Origin of the sequence: Anaerostipes rhamnosivorans (assembly GCF_005280655.1) — a bacterium.
Taxonomy (GTDB): domain Bacteria; phylum Bacillota; class Clostridia; order Lachnospirales; family Lachnospiraceae; genus Anaerostipes; species Anaerostipes rhamnosivorans.
The window spans coordinates 3,118,302-3,132,643 of record NZ_CP040058.1; the positions used below are offsets into that span (position 1 = coordinate 3,118,302).

Annotated in this window: 15 protein-coding genes; all 15 read right to left on the reverse strand. The window is 46.0% G+C overall.

What is annotated here, in order from left to right; translation table 11 throughout:
- Nucleotides 1-152: 152 nt before the first annotated feature.
- Nucleotides 153-1,997, reverse strand: coding sequence for a PTS mannitol transporter subunit IICBA (locus tag AR1Y2_RS15335; protein ID WP_137329757.1), 1,845 nt, complete (start codon nt 1,995-1,997; stop codon nt 153-155).
- Nucleotides 1,998-2,034: 37 nt separating this feature from the next.
- Entirely contained in the window at nt 2,035-2,799 is a 765-nt protein-coding gene (locus tag AR1Y2_RS15340) for a DeoR/GlpR family DNA-binding transcription regulator (RefSeq protein WP_137329758.1), read from the reverse strand.
- Between the two features lie 20 nt (nt 2,800-2,819).
- Nucleotides 2,820-4,073, reverse strand: coding sequence for a zinc-binding dehydrogenase (locus AR1Y2_RS15345; RefSeq protein ID WP_137329759.1), 1,254 nt, complete (start codon nt 4,071-4,073; stop codon nt 2,820-2,822).
- Nucleotides 4,074-4,269: 196 nt separating this feature from the next.
- Entirely contained in the window at nt 4,270-4,950 is a 681-nt protein-coding gene (locus AR1Y2_RS15350) for a TIGR00266 family protein (protein ID WP_137329760.1), read from the reverse strand.
- A gap of 17 nt (nt 4,951-4,967) precedes the next feature.
- Nucleotides 4,968-6,578, reverse strand: coding sequence for a CTP synthase (locus AR1Y2_RS15355; protein WP_137329761.1), 1,611 nt, complete (start codon nt 6,576-6,578; stop codon nt 4,968-4,970).
- A gap of 696 nt (nt 6,579-7,274) precedes the next feature.
- Nucleotides 7,275-7,439, reverse strand: coding sequence for a FeoB-associated Cys-rich membrane protein (locus AR1Y2_RS15360; RefSeq protein ID WP_137329762.1), 165 nt, complete (start codon nt 7,437-7,439; stop codon nt 7,275-7,277).
- A 79-nt stretch (nt 7,440-7,518) separates the two neighbouring features.
- Nucleotides 7,519-8,160, reverse strand: coding sequence for a dihydroxyacetone kinase subunit DhaL (dhaL, locus tag AR1Y2_RS15365; RefSeq protein ID WP_137329763.1), 642 nt, complete (start codon nt 8,158-8,160; stop codon nt 7,519-7,521).
- 120 nt (nt 8,161-8,280) lie between these two features.
- Entirely contained in the window at nt 8,281-9,279 is a 999-nt protein-coding gene (locus tag AR1Y2_RS15370; protein WP_137329764.1) for a dihydroxyacetone kinase subunit DhaK, read from the reverse strand.
- A gap of 12 nt (nt 9,280-9,291) precedes the next feature.
- Nucleotides 9,292-10,149, reverse strand: a complete 858-nt coding sequence (locus tag AR1Y2_RS15375) for a sugar phosphate isomerase/epimerase family protein (protein WP_137329765.1) — start codon at nt 10,147-10,149, stop codon at nt 9,292-9,294.
- 28 nt (nt 10,150-10,177) lie between these two features.
- Nucleotides 10,178-10,627, reverse strand: coding sequence for a ribose 5-phosphate isomerase B (rpiB, locus tag AR1Y2_RS15380; RefSeq protein WP_137329766.1), 450 nt, complete (start codon nt 10,625-10,627; stop codon nt 10,178-10,180).
- Entirely contained in the window at nt 10,624-11,292 is a 669-nt protein-coding gene (locus AR1Y2_RS15385; protein WP_137329767.1) for an HAD family hydrolase, read from the reverse strand. The genes rpiB and AR1Y2_RS15385 overlap by 4 nt, the downstream gene beginning before the upstream one ends.
- A 215-nt stretch (nt 11,293-11,507) precedes the next feature.
- A complete protein-coding gene (locus AR1Y2_RS15390; protein WP_024726382.1) occupies nt 11,508-12,422 on the reverse strand; it encodes a cupin domain-containing protein in 915 nt (304 codons plus the stop codon).
- Between the two features lie 27 nt (nt 12,423-12,449).
- The gene (locus tag AR1Y2_RS15395; protein ID WP_137329768.1) at nt 12,450-13,499 is read right to left on the reverse strand and encodes a PTS fructose transporter subunit IIC; all 1,050 of its coding nucleotides are present in this window, start codon (nt 13,497-13,499) and stop codon (nt 12,450-12,452) included.
- A 38-nt stretch (nt 13,500-13,537) separates the two neighbouring features.
- Nucleotides 13,538-13,843: a PTS fructose transporter subunit IIB gene (locus AR1Y2_RS15400; RefSeq protein WP_024726380.1), complete on the reverse strand. Its 306-nt coding sequence runs from the start codon at nt 13,841-13,843 to the stop codon at nt 13,538-13,540.
- Nucleotides 13,844-13,860: 17 nt separating this feature from the next.
- Complete coding sequence (locus tag AR1Y2_RS15405; RefSeq protein ID WP_137329769.1) at nt 13,861-14,328, reverse strand: PTS sugar transporter subunit IIA; 468 nt, start codon at nt 14,326-14,328, stop codon at nt 13,861-13,863.
- Nucleotides 14,329-14,342: the final 14 nt, after the last annotated feature.

Genomic DNA, 14,342 nt, shown 5'->3' on the forward strand with positions numbered 1-14,342 from the left:
ACTTTTTTCTGACTTTATAAAAGGAACTTATTTATGAACTCTGAAAGAAACCGTTTTTTGTTATTTGTCAAATGATATGTATTCCTCAAAACAAAAGCTTCTACAGGGCAGTCCTTTCTCCGGCCTGCCCTGCAAAAGCACTCTTTTTCACTCTATTTCAGCATATCCAGAACATCCTGGACATTGCCCGCTGCTTTTAATTTGTCAAGATTATCCTGGCTGTCGATCACCTGTGTGATCTTTCCAAGCAGTTCCAGATGTTCGTTGCCGATTCCTGCGATTCCGAACACTAAGTAGGCTTTTTCGTCTCCGAAATCCACACCGTCCGGATACTGAACAAGGACGATACCGGTTTTCTTGACTTTATTTTTCGCATCTCCGGTTCCGTGAGGGATCGCAACTCCCATACCAAGATAGGTGGTGACTGTGCGTTCTCTCTCCTGCATGGCTTCAATATACTCTTTTTCTACATAACCCAGCTCATAAAGTAATTTTCCTGCTGCCTCTATGGCTTCTTCTTTGGAGACACTCTTTTGTCCGAGCTTGATTCCTTCCCTCACCATGACCATCGGTTTTGCCTCTGTCCCTGAAGACGCCTGTTCTGTCTGTTCTTTCACAGAGACGGCTCCTTCTTCCCGGCCCTGGGCCAGTTTATCGTACAGACCGTCAATGGCCTCGTCCTGGAGAAAGTTCTTGATCGTTACAAGCTGTGCATTTGGTGCGCTTTTGGCCGCACGGTCTGCTAAAACCTCCTGACATACAACCACATCCGTATCGGCAGGCACCGTATCAACAGAGGAATTGATCACTGTAATGCCAAGCCCCAAAGGCTTAATCCTGTTTCTGAATTTGGTCGCTCCCATGGCGCTGGAGCCCATACCTGCGTCACAGGCGAATACGATCTTCTTGATCTCTCCTGCCTTTTTTGCAATACCTTTGCTGGCGGCCTTCATATTCTGAACACTGTCTGAGGCCTCTTCCAGGCTCTTTCCGTTGGACATCTTGATGATCGGAGCCGCTACGAGGAAAGATACAACCGCAGCGATCACAACTCCGAGCAGTACGGCCAGCGTTGATCCTTTCGGCGCCATTGTTAGAAAAGCGATGATAGATCCAGGTGATGCCGGTCCGGTAAGTCCGATGTTAAACAAAGAGTAATAGAATACCGCACAGGCAGAACCTACGATGGATGCAATGATGACAACAGGGTTCATCAGTACATAAGGGAAATAGATCTCATGGATTCCGCCGAAAAAGTGGATGATGATCGCGCCTGGCGCGGAATCCTTTGTTCTTTTATCTTTGGAAAATGCCCAGTATGCGGACAGAACTCCAAGGCCTGCGCCTGGGTTCGCCTCGATCATGTACATGATGGATTTCCCGGCTGCCTGTACCTGCTCTCCTCCGATCGGAGTAAAGATACCATGATTAATGGCATTGTTCAGGAACAATACTTTTGCCGGCTCCACAAAAACAGATACCAGCGGTAACAGGCTGTGTCCGATGAGGAAATCAACTCCTGCCGTAAGTACGGTCAGGATGGCTGTCATAACCGGTCCGATCAGGTAGTAGCCGATGATCGCCAGGATCATTCCGATGATACCGATGGAGAAGTTGTTGACCAGCATTTCAAATCCGGCCGGAATATGTCCGTCCACTGCCTTGTCAAACTTCTTGATGACCCATCCTGCAAAAGGACCCATAGCCATCGCTCCCATGAACATGACCTCATTGCTTCCGCAGATCACACCCAGGATGGCGATGACTGCGATGACCCCGCCCCGGTCTCCGGCTACGAGTTTACCTCCCTGATAACCAATCAGTACCGGAAGAATGTACTTCAGCATCGGATCAACCATAGTTGCAAGTTTTGCGTTCGGGAACCATCCCTTTTCAATAAACAGGGCCGTGATTAATCCCCATGCAATAAATGCGCCGATATTCGGCATGACCATTGCGCTCAAAAACTTTCCAAATCTTTGTACTGCGTTTTTCATATATTCATCTCCTTCATTCCCATGCAAACATTCCCCCTCATTTGCATATCTTTACTTCAAGTCCCTGTTCTTCAATTGCATTTTTGTCTAATTTGGAAATTCCGGAATCCGTGAGCATCAGTTTAAACTCGCTCAGTCTGGCAAACTTACAGAAAGCTCTCTGTCCTATCTTTGAGCTGTCGCAGAGCATATAGATCTCGCCGGCCGCTTCCATCATAGCCTGCTTGATCTCCTTCATCTCTTCATTACTCGTAGTTGCCCCGCCGAAAATGGACAGGGCGTTGGGAGATAGAAATACTTTGTTTACCGCAATGCTTTTTATAAAGTCAGTGCCAATAGCTCCCTGGGTCAGACGAAAGTTATTTCTCACCTTTCCTCCGACAATGTAAAGTTCAATCCACGGATTTTCCTGAAGTTCCAACGCAATCTGAAGATCGTTGGTGATAACCTTGATGTTTTTCGCGTCTTTTAACAGCAGCGCAAGTTCCAGTGTGGTACTTCCGCTGTCCAAGATAACCGCGTCTCCCTCTTTCACATAAGCTCTGGCGATTTTGGCAATGGCTTTCTTTTCTTCTTCGTGCCCTCTTCTGAGTGATAAGAAGTCTTCTTTCTGCAGAACATCTTCTTTCAGCAGTGCGCCGCCGTGGGTGCGGACAATCGACCCCTCCTCTTCCATCGCCCGCAGGTCCGCCCTCAGAGTTGCCCCTGTGACCTGGAACTCTTCAATGAGTTCCTTCACTTCAGCCCGTTTGTGCTTTTTTAAATATATTAGAATTTGTTCTCTTCTTTCCTCTGCAAACATTGGCACCTCACTATCTGTTGTTATGCCCCAAAGTGCTCAAATAAGATCTTCTCAGCTTCTACATTCCATAATCCGTTGTGTTTGTCACATGCGTCAGCCAGTTTGGCGTACAACGGATCTGTTTCTCCTAACTTTCTGAAATCAGCAATCGCCGTCAGCGGCATGTCAAACTGCATATAAGTAAGCTTCTTTCCTCCTGGGATGTCCGGAAGATTCTTTGTTGTCTCAGCAACTGCGTCGATTCCTCCGATATGAGTGATCATGACTGCAGGTTTGATCTCCTTGGAAGCTGCCTTGTTGATGGCCTCTTTCATATCGTCAATCGTTCCGCCTGTGCTTCCTAAGATTTTAGTTCTGGAGTAATGACAGTCATAAAGATTCATATTTGCTGAGAACTTCGGATCTGTAGGTCCTGCAAAGAGGTTCATGCATCCGTCGTATGCAAGAAGCTTATTTCCAAGTTCTGCAACGCCTGTGATCGGAACATATACGAATACATCATCATATCCGTGTCCTTCTGTGATATCCATCAGTTCCTTTTCCTGGTCATCCATAGCTGCAGTATTCACATAGTGGAGTTCCACGCCTGCCGCTTTGGCGTCCTCGATTGAAATCACCTGTTTTGCGCGTTCCACACGGTCGTCGCTGATATCGGTCACAACAACACGTTTCGGCTTATTCTCAAATGCAAGCGCGTAGCTCACAGCACCTAATCCCATAGGTCCGCATCCGCCTAAGATCAGGATATTTCCGCCTTCTTTTGTTCCCATCACATGCTCATAGTTCCCTGGAACTGTATGGTAGTTTGTGTGGTAGCCGCTGATCACACAGCACATAGGCTCTGCCACAGATGCGTCAAAGTAGCTGTCTCCCTCAAATGTCCATACACATCCCTTCTCGATAATGTCGTTCGGGAAGATGCAGTAGGTTGCCGCACCGCCACAGTACTGATAAGAATACCCAGGGGATTCCATCTGACCCGGGATGGCCGGCTGCTGGGCAAACTTTTGTCCAGGTTTAAACTGATCCTTCCACTTCTTTCCTACTTTCACAATATCGCCTGCAAACTCATGTCCCACCAATATCGGATGATCCGCAACGTCATTCGGCACTCTTTTATGGTTTGCTCCCTGCTTTACTGTCTTCCATGTTGACATACAAATACTGTCACTGATGACCTTCACTAAGATCTCATCATCTTTGATCTCCGGCAGTTCAAATTCTTCTAATCTAATGTCGTCCACCCCGTACAATCTTACACCTTTTACCTGCATAATGCCCTCCTTGGAATTTTCATGTGTTTTCATTTATTTTTATTATGAAAATATCATACCACTTTTATTTTCATTTAGCAATACAATTTTAACAATATTTAAAATTTTTCCATCTCTCGGATCACATCCCTATAAACGCCAAAAAGAACTGCCCGATTATCTCTGGACAGTTCTTTTATCATTCGTTCTCTTTAAATTAGCTGCCGGAAGGTATAAGCGACGCGATCCTTCCTGCAAAATCATTGAAATTCTGAGTCTGTAATATGATCTTTCCGGGGCCGGTTAATTTGGTCAGGAATAATCCTTCTCCTCCGAAGAAGATATTTTTAACGCCTTTGATTCTCTCAATCTCATAGCTTACACCATCTTCAAAGGCTACGACATTTCCGGTGTCTACAAGAATCGTTTCTCCGGGAGCCAGGACCTTCGTCACTGCGTCCCCATCTACCTCAAGAAATGCCATTCCGTTTCCTGAAAGTCTCTGCAGTATGAAACCCTCTCCTCCAAAGGCTCCTGTTGAAAGCTTCTTCGTAAAGATCGTCTCCAATGAAACACTGCGCTGTGCACATAAAAATGCCTTCTTCTGGCAAATCATGCCGCCGTTTCCCTGAAACTGAAGCGGAAGGATTGTTCCAGGAACCGTGGATGCAAATGCAATCTTCGCCCCGTCTCTCTCCGATGTGTAAGTCACCATAAAAAGAGATTCTCCGGCAAACTTTCTGCCGATGCCTTTCAGCAGCCCGCCCTCCATCTTGGAATCTCCCTTGATCGCGGGATCCATCCATGCCATCGCCCCCGACTGGGTAAACATAGCCTCTCCTCGGTCCAGTTCTACTTCCACTGCCGGCACAGTAGCGCCAATCATTTCGTGCTTCATACTGCGGTACCTCCTTCTTAAATCATACCTCCGTTTTTAAGTGATGCTTCAATGAATCCCTTAAACAGAGGATGTGCCTTGTTCGGTCTTGATTTAAATTCCGGATGTGCCTGTGTTGCCAGGAAGAATGGGTGAGACGGGATCTCAATCATCTCCACGATACGTCCGTCCGGAGAACATCCTGAGAGCATCATACCGTTTTCCTGCAGTACATCCCTATACTTGTTATTAACTTCATAGCGGTGGCGGTGGCGTTCGGAGATTTCTTTCGTTCCATAGAGTTCTTCTGCCTTGGATCCGTCTGCCAGGACACACGGATAGGAACCAAGCCTCAGTGTCCCTCCGATATTCACCACTCCGTCCTGATCCGCCATAATATGGATCATCGGATGTTCCGTGTTTTCATTAAATTCTTTGCTGTGTGCGTCTGCGTAGCCAAGAACATTTCTGGCAAATTCCACAATGGTAAGCTGCATACCGAGACACAGTCCCAGATAAGGGATCTTATGCTCCCTCGCATATTGAATCGAACAGATCATGCCCTCAATACCTCGGTCTCCGAAACCACCCGGAACAATAATACCCTGGACGCCTCCCAGCATCTCATCCACATTATAAGAGCTGACTCTCTCAGAGTCCACCCAGCGGATGCTCACATCGGCAGAATTCGCAACTCCGGCATGTTCCAGGGATTCTACCACACTGATATATGCATCGTGAAGGGATACATACTTCCCTACCAGAGCCACTTCCACTTTGTGCTTCGGATGCTTCCAGTTATCGATCATCTTGCGCCATTCAGAAAGATCCGGCTCCGGACATGGAAGGCGCAGGCATGCGCAGGCTTCATGTGCCAGTCGTTCATTTTCCATCATCAACGGCACTTCGTATAACACTTCCGCATCCAGGTTCTGGATTACCCGCTCTTTTTCCACGTTACAGAACTGCGCGATCTTCCTCTTGATGCCGTCATCCAGAGGATAGTCCGATCTGCACACGAGAATATCCGGCTGTATTCCCATACCCTGGAGATCCTTGACGCTGGCCTGAGTCGGCTTTGTCTTTAACTCTCCTGAGCTCTTTAAATACGGGATCAGCGTTACATGGATCAGGATACAGTTTTCATGTCCCACTTCATGCTGGAACTGTCTGAGCGCCTCTAAAAATGGCTGGCTCTCAATATCTCCCACAGTACCACCGATCTCTATGATCGCCACTTCCTGTTCCGTTGCCTCTTCATTTCTATAAAAACGGCTCTTGATCTCATTGGTCACATGCGGGATCACCTGAACCGTGTTGCCGCCGTAATCTCCGCGCCGTTCCTTCTGTAAAATATTCCAGTAAACCTTTCCTGTTGTCACGTTTGATTTTTTGTTCAGGCCTTCATCGATGAATCGCTCATAGTGTCCCAGGTCAAGATCTGTCTCCGCCCCGTCATCCGTCACAAAAACTTCTCCGTGCTGGATCGGGTTCATGGTTCCCGGGTCAATATTGATATATGGATCAAACTTCTGGCTGGTTACGTGATAACCTCTCGCTTTCAGTAATCGTCCCAGAGACGCTGCAGTGATTCCTTTTCCAAGGCCTGAAACAACACCGCCGGTGACAAATACGTATTTTACTGGCATGATTTTTCCTCCTAAGTTCTAATAATTACAAAATGTTATAATACCATATCTAAACAATGTGGGCAAGCCCACTTTCATTCTCTCAGCCCTCATGTTGAGGGACTTGTCCACTTTGTGGGCCAAAAACATTTCTTTATAAACAAAACAATACCTTATCGTGCGAAACGCGCCTACCCGGAGGGTATGAGACACGGTGTGCCCTTTTGGGTATGAGTTATTCACCACTATTTCCGTCGCGCTTTTGAAATGCGCTCCTCCAATAGTGGTGAATAACTTTCGAAAAGTGGCTCCTTTTTGACAGAAGCCCTTCTCCAGCAGACATTACGTCCATTTTCTACATGATTGGAGTGAGGCATTCTAAGAGCCGAACGGAAATCATGTAGAAAATGTCATAGATTTTTCCTCAGTTATAGATATTATAACACAAAAAGAAAGCACCAGGTACAGTATTCCTCTTCTCTTGATGAAAAATAAATAAGGAATCGTTGCTTTCTTAACTGACTATTGGTTCTAAAGGTCTATCACTGGGGTATGATTGGCGAACGCCAAAGGAAATATGAAATAGATCTTACTGAATGAGGTCCAGAAAAGAGGCACTGTGTGGTGCTTTCTATGGTTATAATATAGCATACATATTTTTACATGTCAACTAATAAATTACAAAGAGCTGTGATAAACTTCCTCACAGCTCTTTGCTCACTTTGTTTCCTTTTTTTGTTTGGATGGACAGGCCTTGGAACAGCCCTCACATCCGCAGCCACACCCTGTCTCTCCCCGCCGGACGCGTGAGATGAATCTCCATATCACAAAGAGAACAATCCCCGCCGCCAAAAACAGGATGATCCCATCTGTCAGACTCATAGGCTTCCTCCTTATTGATAACTAATATCATTTGCTATAGCATATCACGGAAAAAGCCTCAAGTCAATCATTCCAATTTCTAGTTCAACAGTTCTTTTGCAGCTGCCCCGATGGTTGTGATTATAAAATAACAACTTGTAGCTCCGGCATCCAGAACTCCCCTGGAACGCTCTCCAAGGCGGCTGGCACGTCCGATTTTCGCAACCAGATCCTTGGTGGATTCCCATCCTTTTTTCGCCGCTTCATTCATGGCATCCAGACATTCGGCAAAGTCCTTTCCTGCATCCTTCGCTTCTATAAAAGCTTCCTTGGCTGGGATCAGTGTATCCAAAAGAGTCTTGTCTCCAACCTTTGCAGGGCTGATCTCCTGGATCCCTTCCACGGCTCCGGTGATCATCTCTCCGAATACCTCTACATCAATGTCGTCTTTATCTTCACTTGCTGCAGAAAGTTCATCGAATAAAAGTCCGTATAACGGCCCCATAGAACCTCCGATATCCTCCAAAAGAGTCTCCCCAAGGGTACACAGGCCTTCACTCATGTTGTAAGTCTGGCCTTTGAGCTTTTCCTCACACATGGTAAAACCTTTATTCATATTAATGCCGTGGTCACCGTCACCGATCTTTCCATCAATCTCGCTTAAGTAATCTCTCTGTTCCTGGATTGTCTTAATAAGCTTATCTACAATGACTCCTGCTTCCGCGTTTTTAAAACTTGACATAATTATCTCCTCACTTTAAACTCAGACTGCTTCCTACTGCTATTTATTGTAACACAGGAAGTTTACTTTTCAATTTGTTTTGGGTCCAGCGATGCTCCATTCTCTTGGAATACACCGGACTTACAACTGTTTCAAGCCGACAGAGTCGCAAGGCATGTCGATGCATTCTTTCAGTTCGTCATCCAGCTTCATGACAGTGAGTGTGACACCCATCATTTCAAGAGAAGTAAAATAATTTCCTACATATGCTTTGTGCACACTGATTCCTTTTTCAGTGAGAACTTCTTCTACACGGTCATATACAATGTACTGTTCCATGACAGGTGTGGCGCCTAATCCTGAGAGGAGCACTACAACTTCGTCACCCTCTGCAAAAGGAAGGTCCGGAAGAATGATATCCAGCATTTCATCTGCGATCTCGCTTGCAGTTTTTAAAGGCTGTACATTAATGCCCGGCTCCCCGTGATGTCCGATTCCCACTTCCATGGTCCCGTCTTTGATCTCAAAGTTTGGATGTCCCACTGCCGGGATGGTGCACGGTGCAGTACCGATCCCTACGGATCTGGTGTTGTCGATGGCTTTCTGTGCCGCGGCGATGACACCGTCAAGGTCTGCTCCCATGGAAGCTTTTGCGCCTCCGATCTTCCACATGAGGACTTCCCCGGCGACACCGCGGCGTTTTTCCAGCTCATCCTTCGGAGCAGATGCACAGTCGTCGTTGGCAACCACTGTTTTTACATCGATTCCCAGTTTCTTTGCTTTTCTCATAGCCATTTTGACGTTCATATTGTCTCCGGCATAATTTCCGTAAAGACATGCAACACCCTTTCCTGAATCAGCCTCTTTCATGGCGTCCAAAAAAGCTTTGGCCGTAGGTGATGAGAAAATCTCTCCCACAGCTACCGCATCACACATATTCTTTCCGATGTAACCGATGAACGCTGGTTTATGTCCGGAACCTCCTCCGGTGACAATTCCCACTTTTCCTTCCACCGGTGCATCTTTATATTTCAGGACACGGGGATCTTCTGTAGGTGCCACAATATCCTTGTGTGTCTTTACAAATCCTTTCAGCATATCCTCAACAGCGTAATCAGGATTGTTTACAATTCGATTCATCTGTTCTCCCTCCTATATCTCAGCCGCGATGGCTTTCAGATTCTTAAGTCCTTCAATGGCAAGTTCTTCTCCTGTATCAGCAAACTTTCTCCAGATCGCACAGTTGCCGGACAGTTCTTCAAAGCTTGGGTCAAAGGATTCAATGACTAACGGTCCATCATAACCGATTTCCTTTAACGCCGTGAAGAATTCCTTAAACGGCACCAATCCGGTTCCCGGGATTCCCCTGTCGTTTTCATTGACATGCACATATCCGAGATATTCCTTTCCGCAGGTCTTTACAGCTCCGGCAAAGCTCTTCTCCTCGCGGATCATATGGAAGCAGTCAAGATGAACTTTGACATTTCCTGTTCCCACATCCTTGCAGAACTGAACAGCGTCCTCCGCAATGTTGAGGAAATGTGTCTCGAAACGGTTGACACACTCTACACAGATGGTCACATCGCCTGTTTCTTTAGCATATTCAGCCACTTCACGCATACATGCCACACCGTAGTCCCACTCTTCCTGTGTTCTTGGTTTCTTTGTGAGATAACCCCAGCCTGCATAGTTTACTCCGCCCAGGATCGGTGCTCCCAATTCGTTGCAGATATCCACGCATTTTTTCATGGCCTTGACGCCCGCTGCCCTAATCTCTGGATCCGGGGAGATCGGGTTCGTCTCCGGTGTCAGTGTTGTCGTGCAGACACAGTCAATACCCACCCGTTCCAGTTCAGCCTTTACCTGCTTTACTGGAAATGTAAATGGATTGGAGATCGCAAAGTCAATGACTTCAAATCCCAGTTCTTTTGCCTTTGGGATGATCCAAAGATGTTCCTCCCCATAAGCTTCTGCCCAGATAAATGTATCCACTCCAAATTTAAAATCCATAGAAAACCCTCCTTAAAAGTGTTTGGTCCTATTTGCTGAACTGTTTTTCGTAATATGTGATCCGTTCTACCTTTTCTGTGGACGGTCCGTCTTTGAAGGTCAGTCCCATCCAGATGTCCAGTAAATATAATGCCAGCTGAGGTGCAATGACTCTTGCTCCCATACACATAACGTTTCCGTCATTGCTTAAGATAGAACGCTCTGTTGAGAATGGGTCATGGCATACTGCCGCGCGGATTCCAGGAACCTTGTTCGCTGTCATCGCCATACCGATTCCAGTTCCGCATACAAGGATTCCCCTGTCACATTCCTGGCTGGTCACTTTTTCACAGGTACGCACAGCCACATCCGGGTAAAGTTCCACTTCACCAGGCCCCACGCCGTTGTCTACCACTTCGTGTCCCGCATCCTCCAAATGCTTTTTGATCGCCTCTTTTAAGTCATATGCTGCTTCGTCACATCCTAAAGATATTTTCATTGCTCGCTCCTTTCTAACAGCCCGGGTATCTCATCCGGTCTGTCCACCACATAAGTTCCGCCGTATGCTTCCAGCTCTTTTCTTCCTCTGAACCCCCAGGAAACGCCGACCGTGTCCAGGCCTGCGTTCTTTCCTGTCAGCATATCTGTGTCGGAATCCCCGATATAAAGCACTTCATCCTTTTTAAGCCCCATAAGTTTTAGAAGTTCTAGTGCCCCTGTCGGATCCGGCTTCTTCGGTATTCCCTCTCTCTCTCCGTACACATCCACAAACGGGATATGCGCAAAAAACTTTTGAATCAATGCATTGGTATAGTCCGATCTCTTGTTAGAATTTACTCCCACGGCAATACCTTTTTCACAAAGTACTGCCAGCAGATCTAAAATCCCCTCATAGGGAGCAGTTTTGTCCATATACCTGCGGTCGTAGGCTTCTACAAAGGCAGAAACCGCTCTGTCAACGGTCTTTTCATCCCTGGCATCTTCGGGAAGACTTCTCTCCACAAGCTTCCGAAACCCGTTGCCTACTTTCTTCTTGTAGTCCTCCGGGCTGTGCAAAGGATATCCCATTTCCTCCATCACCTCATTGACGCTGTCTGTCAGATCCTGAATCGTATCAAGCAGTGTCCCGTCCAAGTCAAATATAATGCCTTTGTATCGTCTCATCGTTTATCCCCTTTCTTGCCAAAAAGATTCTTCACGGCATGCCGCAAAGAATCTTTTCAAGGCAGATCACCATGTGTTGTTCTTTTCATTATACAACAACCGGCCGGGGAATTCAGCCGGACTTTGATCGTTTTTCCCCATGATCTCCAGGCGGCCCGAAAAAGGCTTCCTTAGGGCAATGGAGAAAAACAATCTCAGTACTGGTAAAAATGTAATTATAACTCTGTTACTGCGAAGACAACCTTTACAGGTTTCGCTTCAAAGTTTACTAACTGATATTTAGTTCCTGCTGGAAGGAAGAATGTATCTTCCGGTTCCATAACAAAGCTTTCCTGTGCATCCACAAGGTTTACAGTAACTGGTCCGTCAACACAGTAGAGTGCTCCGTCACCTGCATGGGTATCAGGATCTGAACATCTCGGTCCATATCCTCCTGCCGGAAGGATCATCTCGCCAAAGTGTCCGTAATCGTTGCTTGTGATGAATCTCATCAGCATCGGATGAGTTGTTCCGTGTACGTTGTTTAATTTCTCAAAGTCACGCACTGCGTAAACAGCTCCTGTCTTTCTTGCTTCCGTAGGATCTACCGGCCAGCATCCGATGTCGTCGGTGCATCCCTGACGGGAGATATCCTGGATCTTGTCTCTCATGTCCGGAAGATTGTCATTGTTCGGTCCTTTGTAGAATTTTGTTTCTTCTTCTGTCGGAATCACTGCCGGCGGAATAGACTCGCTCCATGCTTTTGGAGTGATGAAGTAAAGGATCCTTGCCTTCTGGTCAGAGAAGTTATGGCAGCAGTGCCAAGCGCCTTCCGGCATGAACAGACCCTCTCCGGTCTCTAAGTAAGCAAACTGTCCGTTTCCGCTTCTCTGAACAACCGGTCCGTTCAAGATGTAGTAAGACTCATCTCCAGGATGGATGTCAAGTGGTGCAAATACTCCGCCCGGTCCTAACTCATAAATACCTAACATGAAGGTATCGGTTGTGATCATTGTAAAAGTATTGTCAGATGTAAACGCATTATCCGGCGGATATAACGCTGTAGAATAATCCTGTTTGCGGATCAGCATCGGTTTCTTTTTGTCCGGATCAAATGGGAAATGTCCCATGATATCAAATAACTTTGCCATTTTATTTCTCCTATTTTGTTTTATTTTTTATTCTGCTGCCAATTCTTCTTCTGTTTTTGTCTTTGAAACAAGTACGATCAGTGCAGCTGAAACAGCTCCTGCCACAATTAAGCAGATAAAGAATGGAATTACTTTATTCATTGCAAATACTACGAATACTCCACCATGAGGTGCACGAATTGTAATACCCCATAAGTAAGACATCACAGATCCAACTGCAGAACCAACCATGAAACAAGGAATGTATTTTAAGTTCTTTGCAGCATATGGGATCGCAAACTCTGTGATCATACATAATGCCCCTGCAAAACATCCTGCGATTCCTGTTCTGTCTTCCTTTGTGAATTTCTTAGGTGCAACTAACATAGCAAATGCCATTGCAAGAGGTGGTGCACAGCAAGCTACAAAGTTTGCAGCCATCGGTGCGTAGTTTCCTGTTTCCATACATGCCAGGGCAAATGCGTAAGCAACTTTGTTACACGGACCACCCATGTCAAATGCCAGCATACATCCCTGAACAATACCTAAGAGTACCAGGTTTCCTGTTCCCAGGTTATTCAACATTGTTGTCAATGCTGATGTTAAAGCTCCTAAAGGTCCTCCGATTACATAGTGCATCAATAAACAGATACCTGCACATCCGATTACGGGAATGATCAAGGTTGGAAGCAGTGATCTCACAGCGTTCGGAAGCGGAATCTTCTTTAACGCATTTACAAGATAACCTGCGATGATACCTGCGATCAGCGCTCCGATAAATCCTGAAGAATATCCCATGCCCCAAGGGTCAGTTGCCAGCCAGCCTCCAAACATACCAACACAGATTCCCGGTTTGTCGGCAATTGAGAATGCTACATATGCACCTAAGATTGGTACCATGAATGTTCCCAGACCAATTTTACCGATCCAGAAGATAGTTGAGGCAAAATTTCTTCCCGGCTCCACTGTATTCGGAATATCATATCCTCCCAGCAAGAACCCTAAAGCTACTAAAATACCTCCTGCTACTACAAACGGCAGCATATATGAAACACCGGTTAAAAACGCTTCCTTAATATCATCTACTACGTCTCTCATTTTTCATCCATCCCTTCATATTTTTATTCTCTCTTTTACTACTCTTCTACTTCACTAAAAATAATACTTGGGTCTTTGATCACTGCATGTGGTTTAGTCTGAAAAATCTTGTCTTTGTAAGGTGTAAAACGTTCTGCTTTTGTAATTCCGACATCGTTTGCAAATACAATCAGGTCTGCTTCTTTGATATCCCTGTCCCTCAGCTTGTCTTCGATTCCAAGTGCTCCCTGTTTTTCAACCTTGCACTTGTAACCTTTTTGCTTGCAGATCTTCTGTATCGCTTCTGCTGCCATATAGGTGTGCGCAATTCCTGTCGCACATGATGTTACTGCAACAACTTTCATGATACGTCCCTCCTTTTCTAGAGCTCCTTGATCCCCTGGATCAAATCATCATAACTTTCAGCCTTTTCTAATAATGCCAAAAACTCGTCGTGAGCCAGAAATCCTGCCAAAGTTGCCAACACTCTCAAATGGTAATCATTCTCTTGATTTTCAGAAATCGCCAGTACAAAGATGTATTTTACCTCGCCTGACTCCCCGCCAGACTCATAAATGAATGGCTCTGCACATCTGCAGAATCCGATTCCGGGCTTTAAAACTTCCTTACATTTTCCATGAGGAATGGCAATCATGTTGCCCATATAGGTCGGCCCCAAGGTCTCCCGAAATTCCAAAGCTTTTTTGAATGCCCCGGCGTCTGAAACGAGCCCTGCCGTTTCAAACTGCCTGGTCATTACATCAAACATGTCATCTTTGTCTTTAAACGGTTCCCGGTCAAGGATTACCATTTCATCGAGCAGCACTTCGGATAAGTCCACACTGTTCATGAAATGTATTCCCT

Coding starts and splice junctions, on each gene's coding strand:
- dhaL (WP_137329763.1), bottom strand. CDS start 8,160: ATGTCAAGTTTTAAAAACGCGGAAGCAGGAGTCATTGTAGATAAGCTT.
- AR1Y2_RS15345 (WP_137329759.1), bottom strand. CDS start 4,073: ATGCAGGTAAAAGGTGTAAGATTGTACGGGGTGGACGACATTAGATTA.
- AR1Y2_RS15385 (WP_137329767.1), bottom strand. CDS start 11,292: ATGAGACGATACAAAGGCATTATATTTGACTTGGACGGGACACTGCTT.
- AR1Y2_RS15375 (WP_137329765.1), bottom strand. CDS start 10,149: ATGGATTTTAAATTTGGAGTGGATACATTTATCTGGGCAGAAGCTTAT.
- AR1Y2_RS15370 (WP_137329764.1), bottom strand. CDS start 9,279: ATGAATCGAATTGTAAACAATCCTGATTACGCTGTTGAGGATATGCTG.
- AR1Y2_RS15335 (WP_137329757.1), bottom strand. CDS start 1,997: ATGAAAAACGCAGTACAAAGATTTGGAAAGTTTTTGAGCGCAATGGTC.
- AR1Y2_RS15400 (WP_024726380.1), bottom strand. CDS start 13,843: ATGAAAGTTGTTGCAGTAACATCATGTGCGACAGGAATTGCGCACACC.
- AR1Y2_RS15395 (WP_137329768.1), bottom strand. CDS start 13,499: ATGAGAGACGTAGTAGATGATATTAAGGAAGCGTTTTTAACCGGTGTT.
- AR1Y2_RS15340 (WP_137329758.1), bottom strand. CDS start 2,799: ATGTTTGCAGAGGAAAGAAGAGAACAAATTCTAATATATTTAAAAAAG.
- AR1Y2_RS15350 (WP_137329760.1), bottom strand. CDS start 4,950: ATGAAGCACGAAATGATTGGCGCTACTGTGCCGGCAGTGGAAGTAGAA.
- AR1Y2_RS15355 (WP_137329761.1), bottom strand. CDS start 6,578: ATGCCAGTAAAATACGTATTTGTCACCGGCGGTGTTGTTTCAGGCCTT.
- rpiB (WP_137329766.1), bottom strand. CDS start 10,627: ATGAAAATATCTTTAGGATGTGACGAAGCAGCATATGACTTAAAAGAG.
- AR1Y2_RS15405 (WP_137329769.1), bottom strand. CDS start 14,328: ATGAACAGTGTGGACTTATCCGAAGTGCTGCTCGATGAAATGGTAATC.
- AR1Y2_RS15360 (WP_137329762.1), bottom strand. CDS start 7,439: ATGAGTCTGACAGATGGGATCATCCTGTTTTTGGCGGCGGGGATTGTT.
- AR1Y2_RS15390 (WP_024726382.1), bottom strand. CDS start 12,422: ATGGCAAAGTTATTTGATATCATGGGACATTTCCCATTTGATCCGGAC.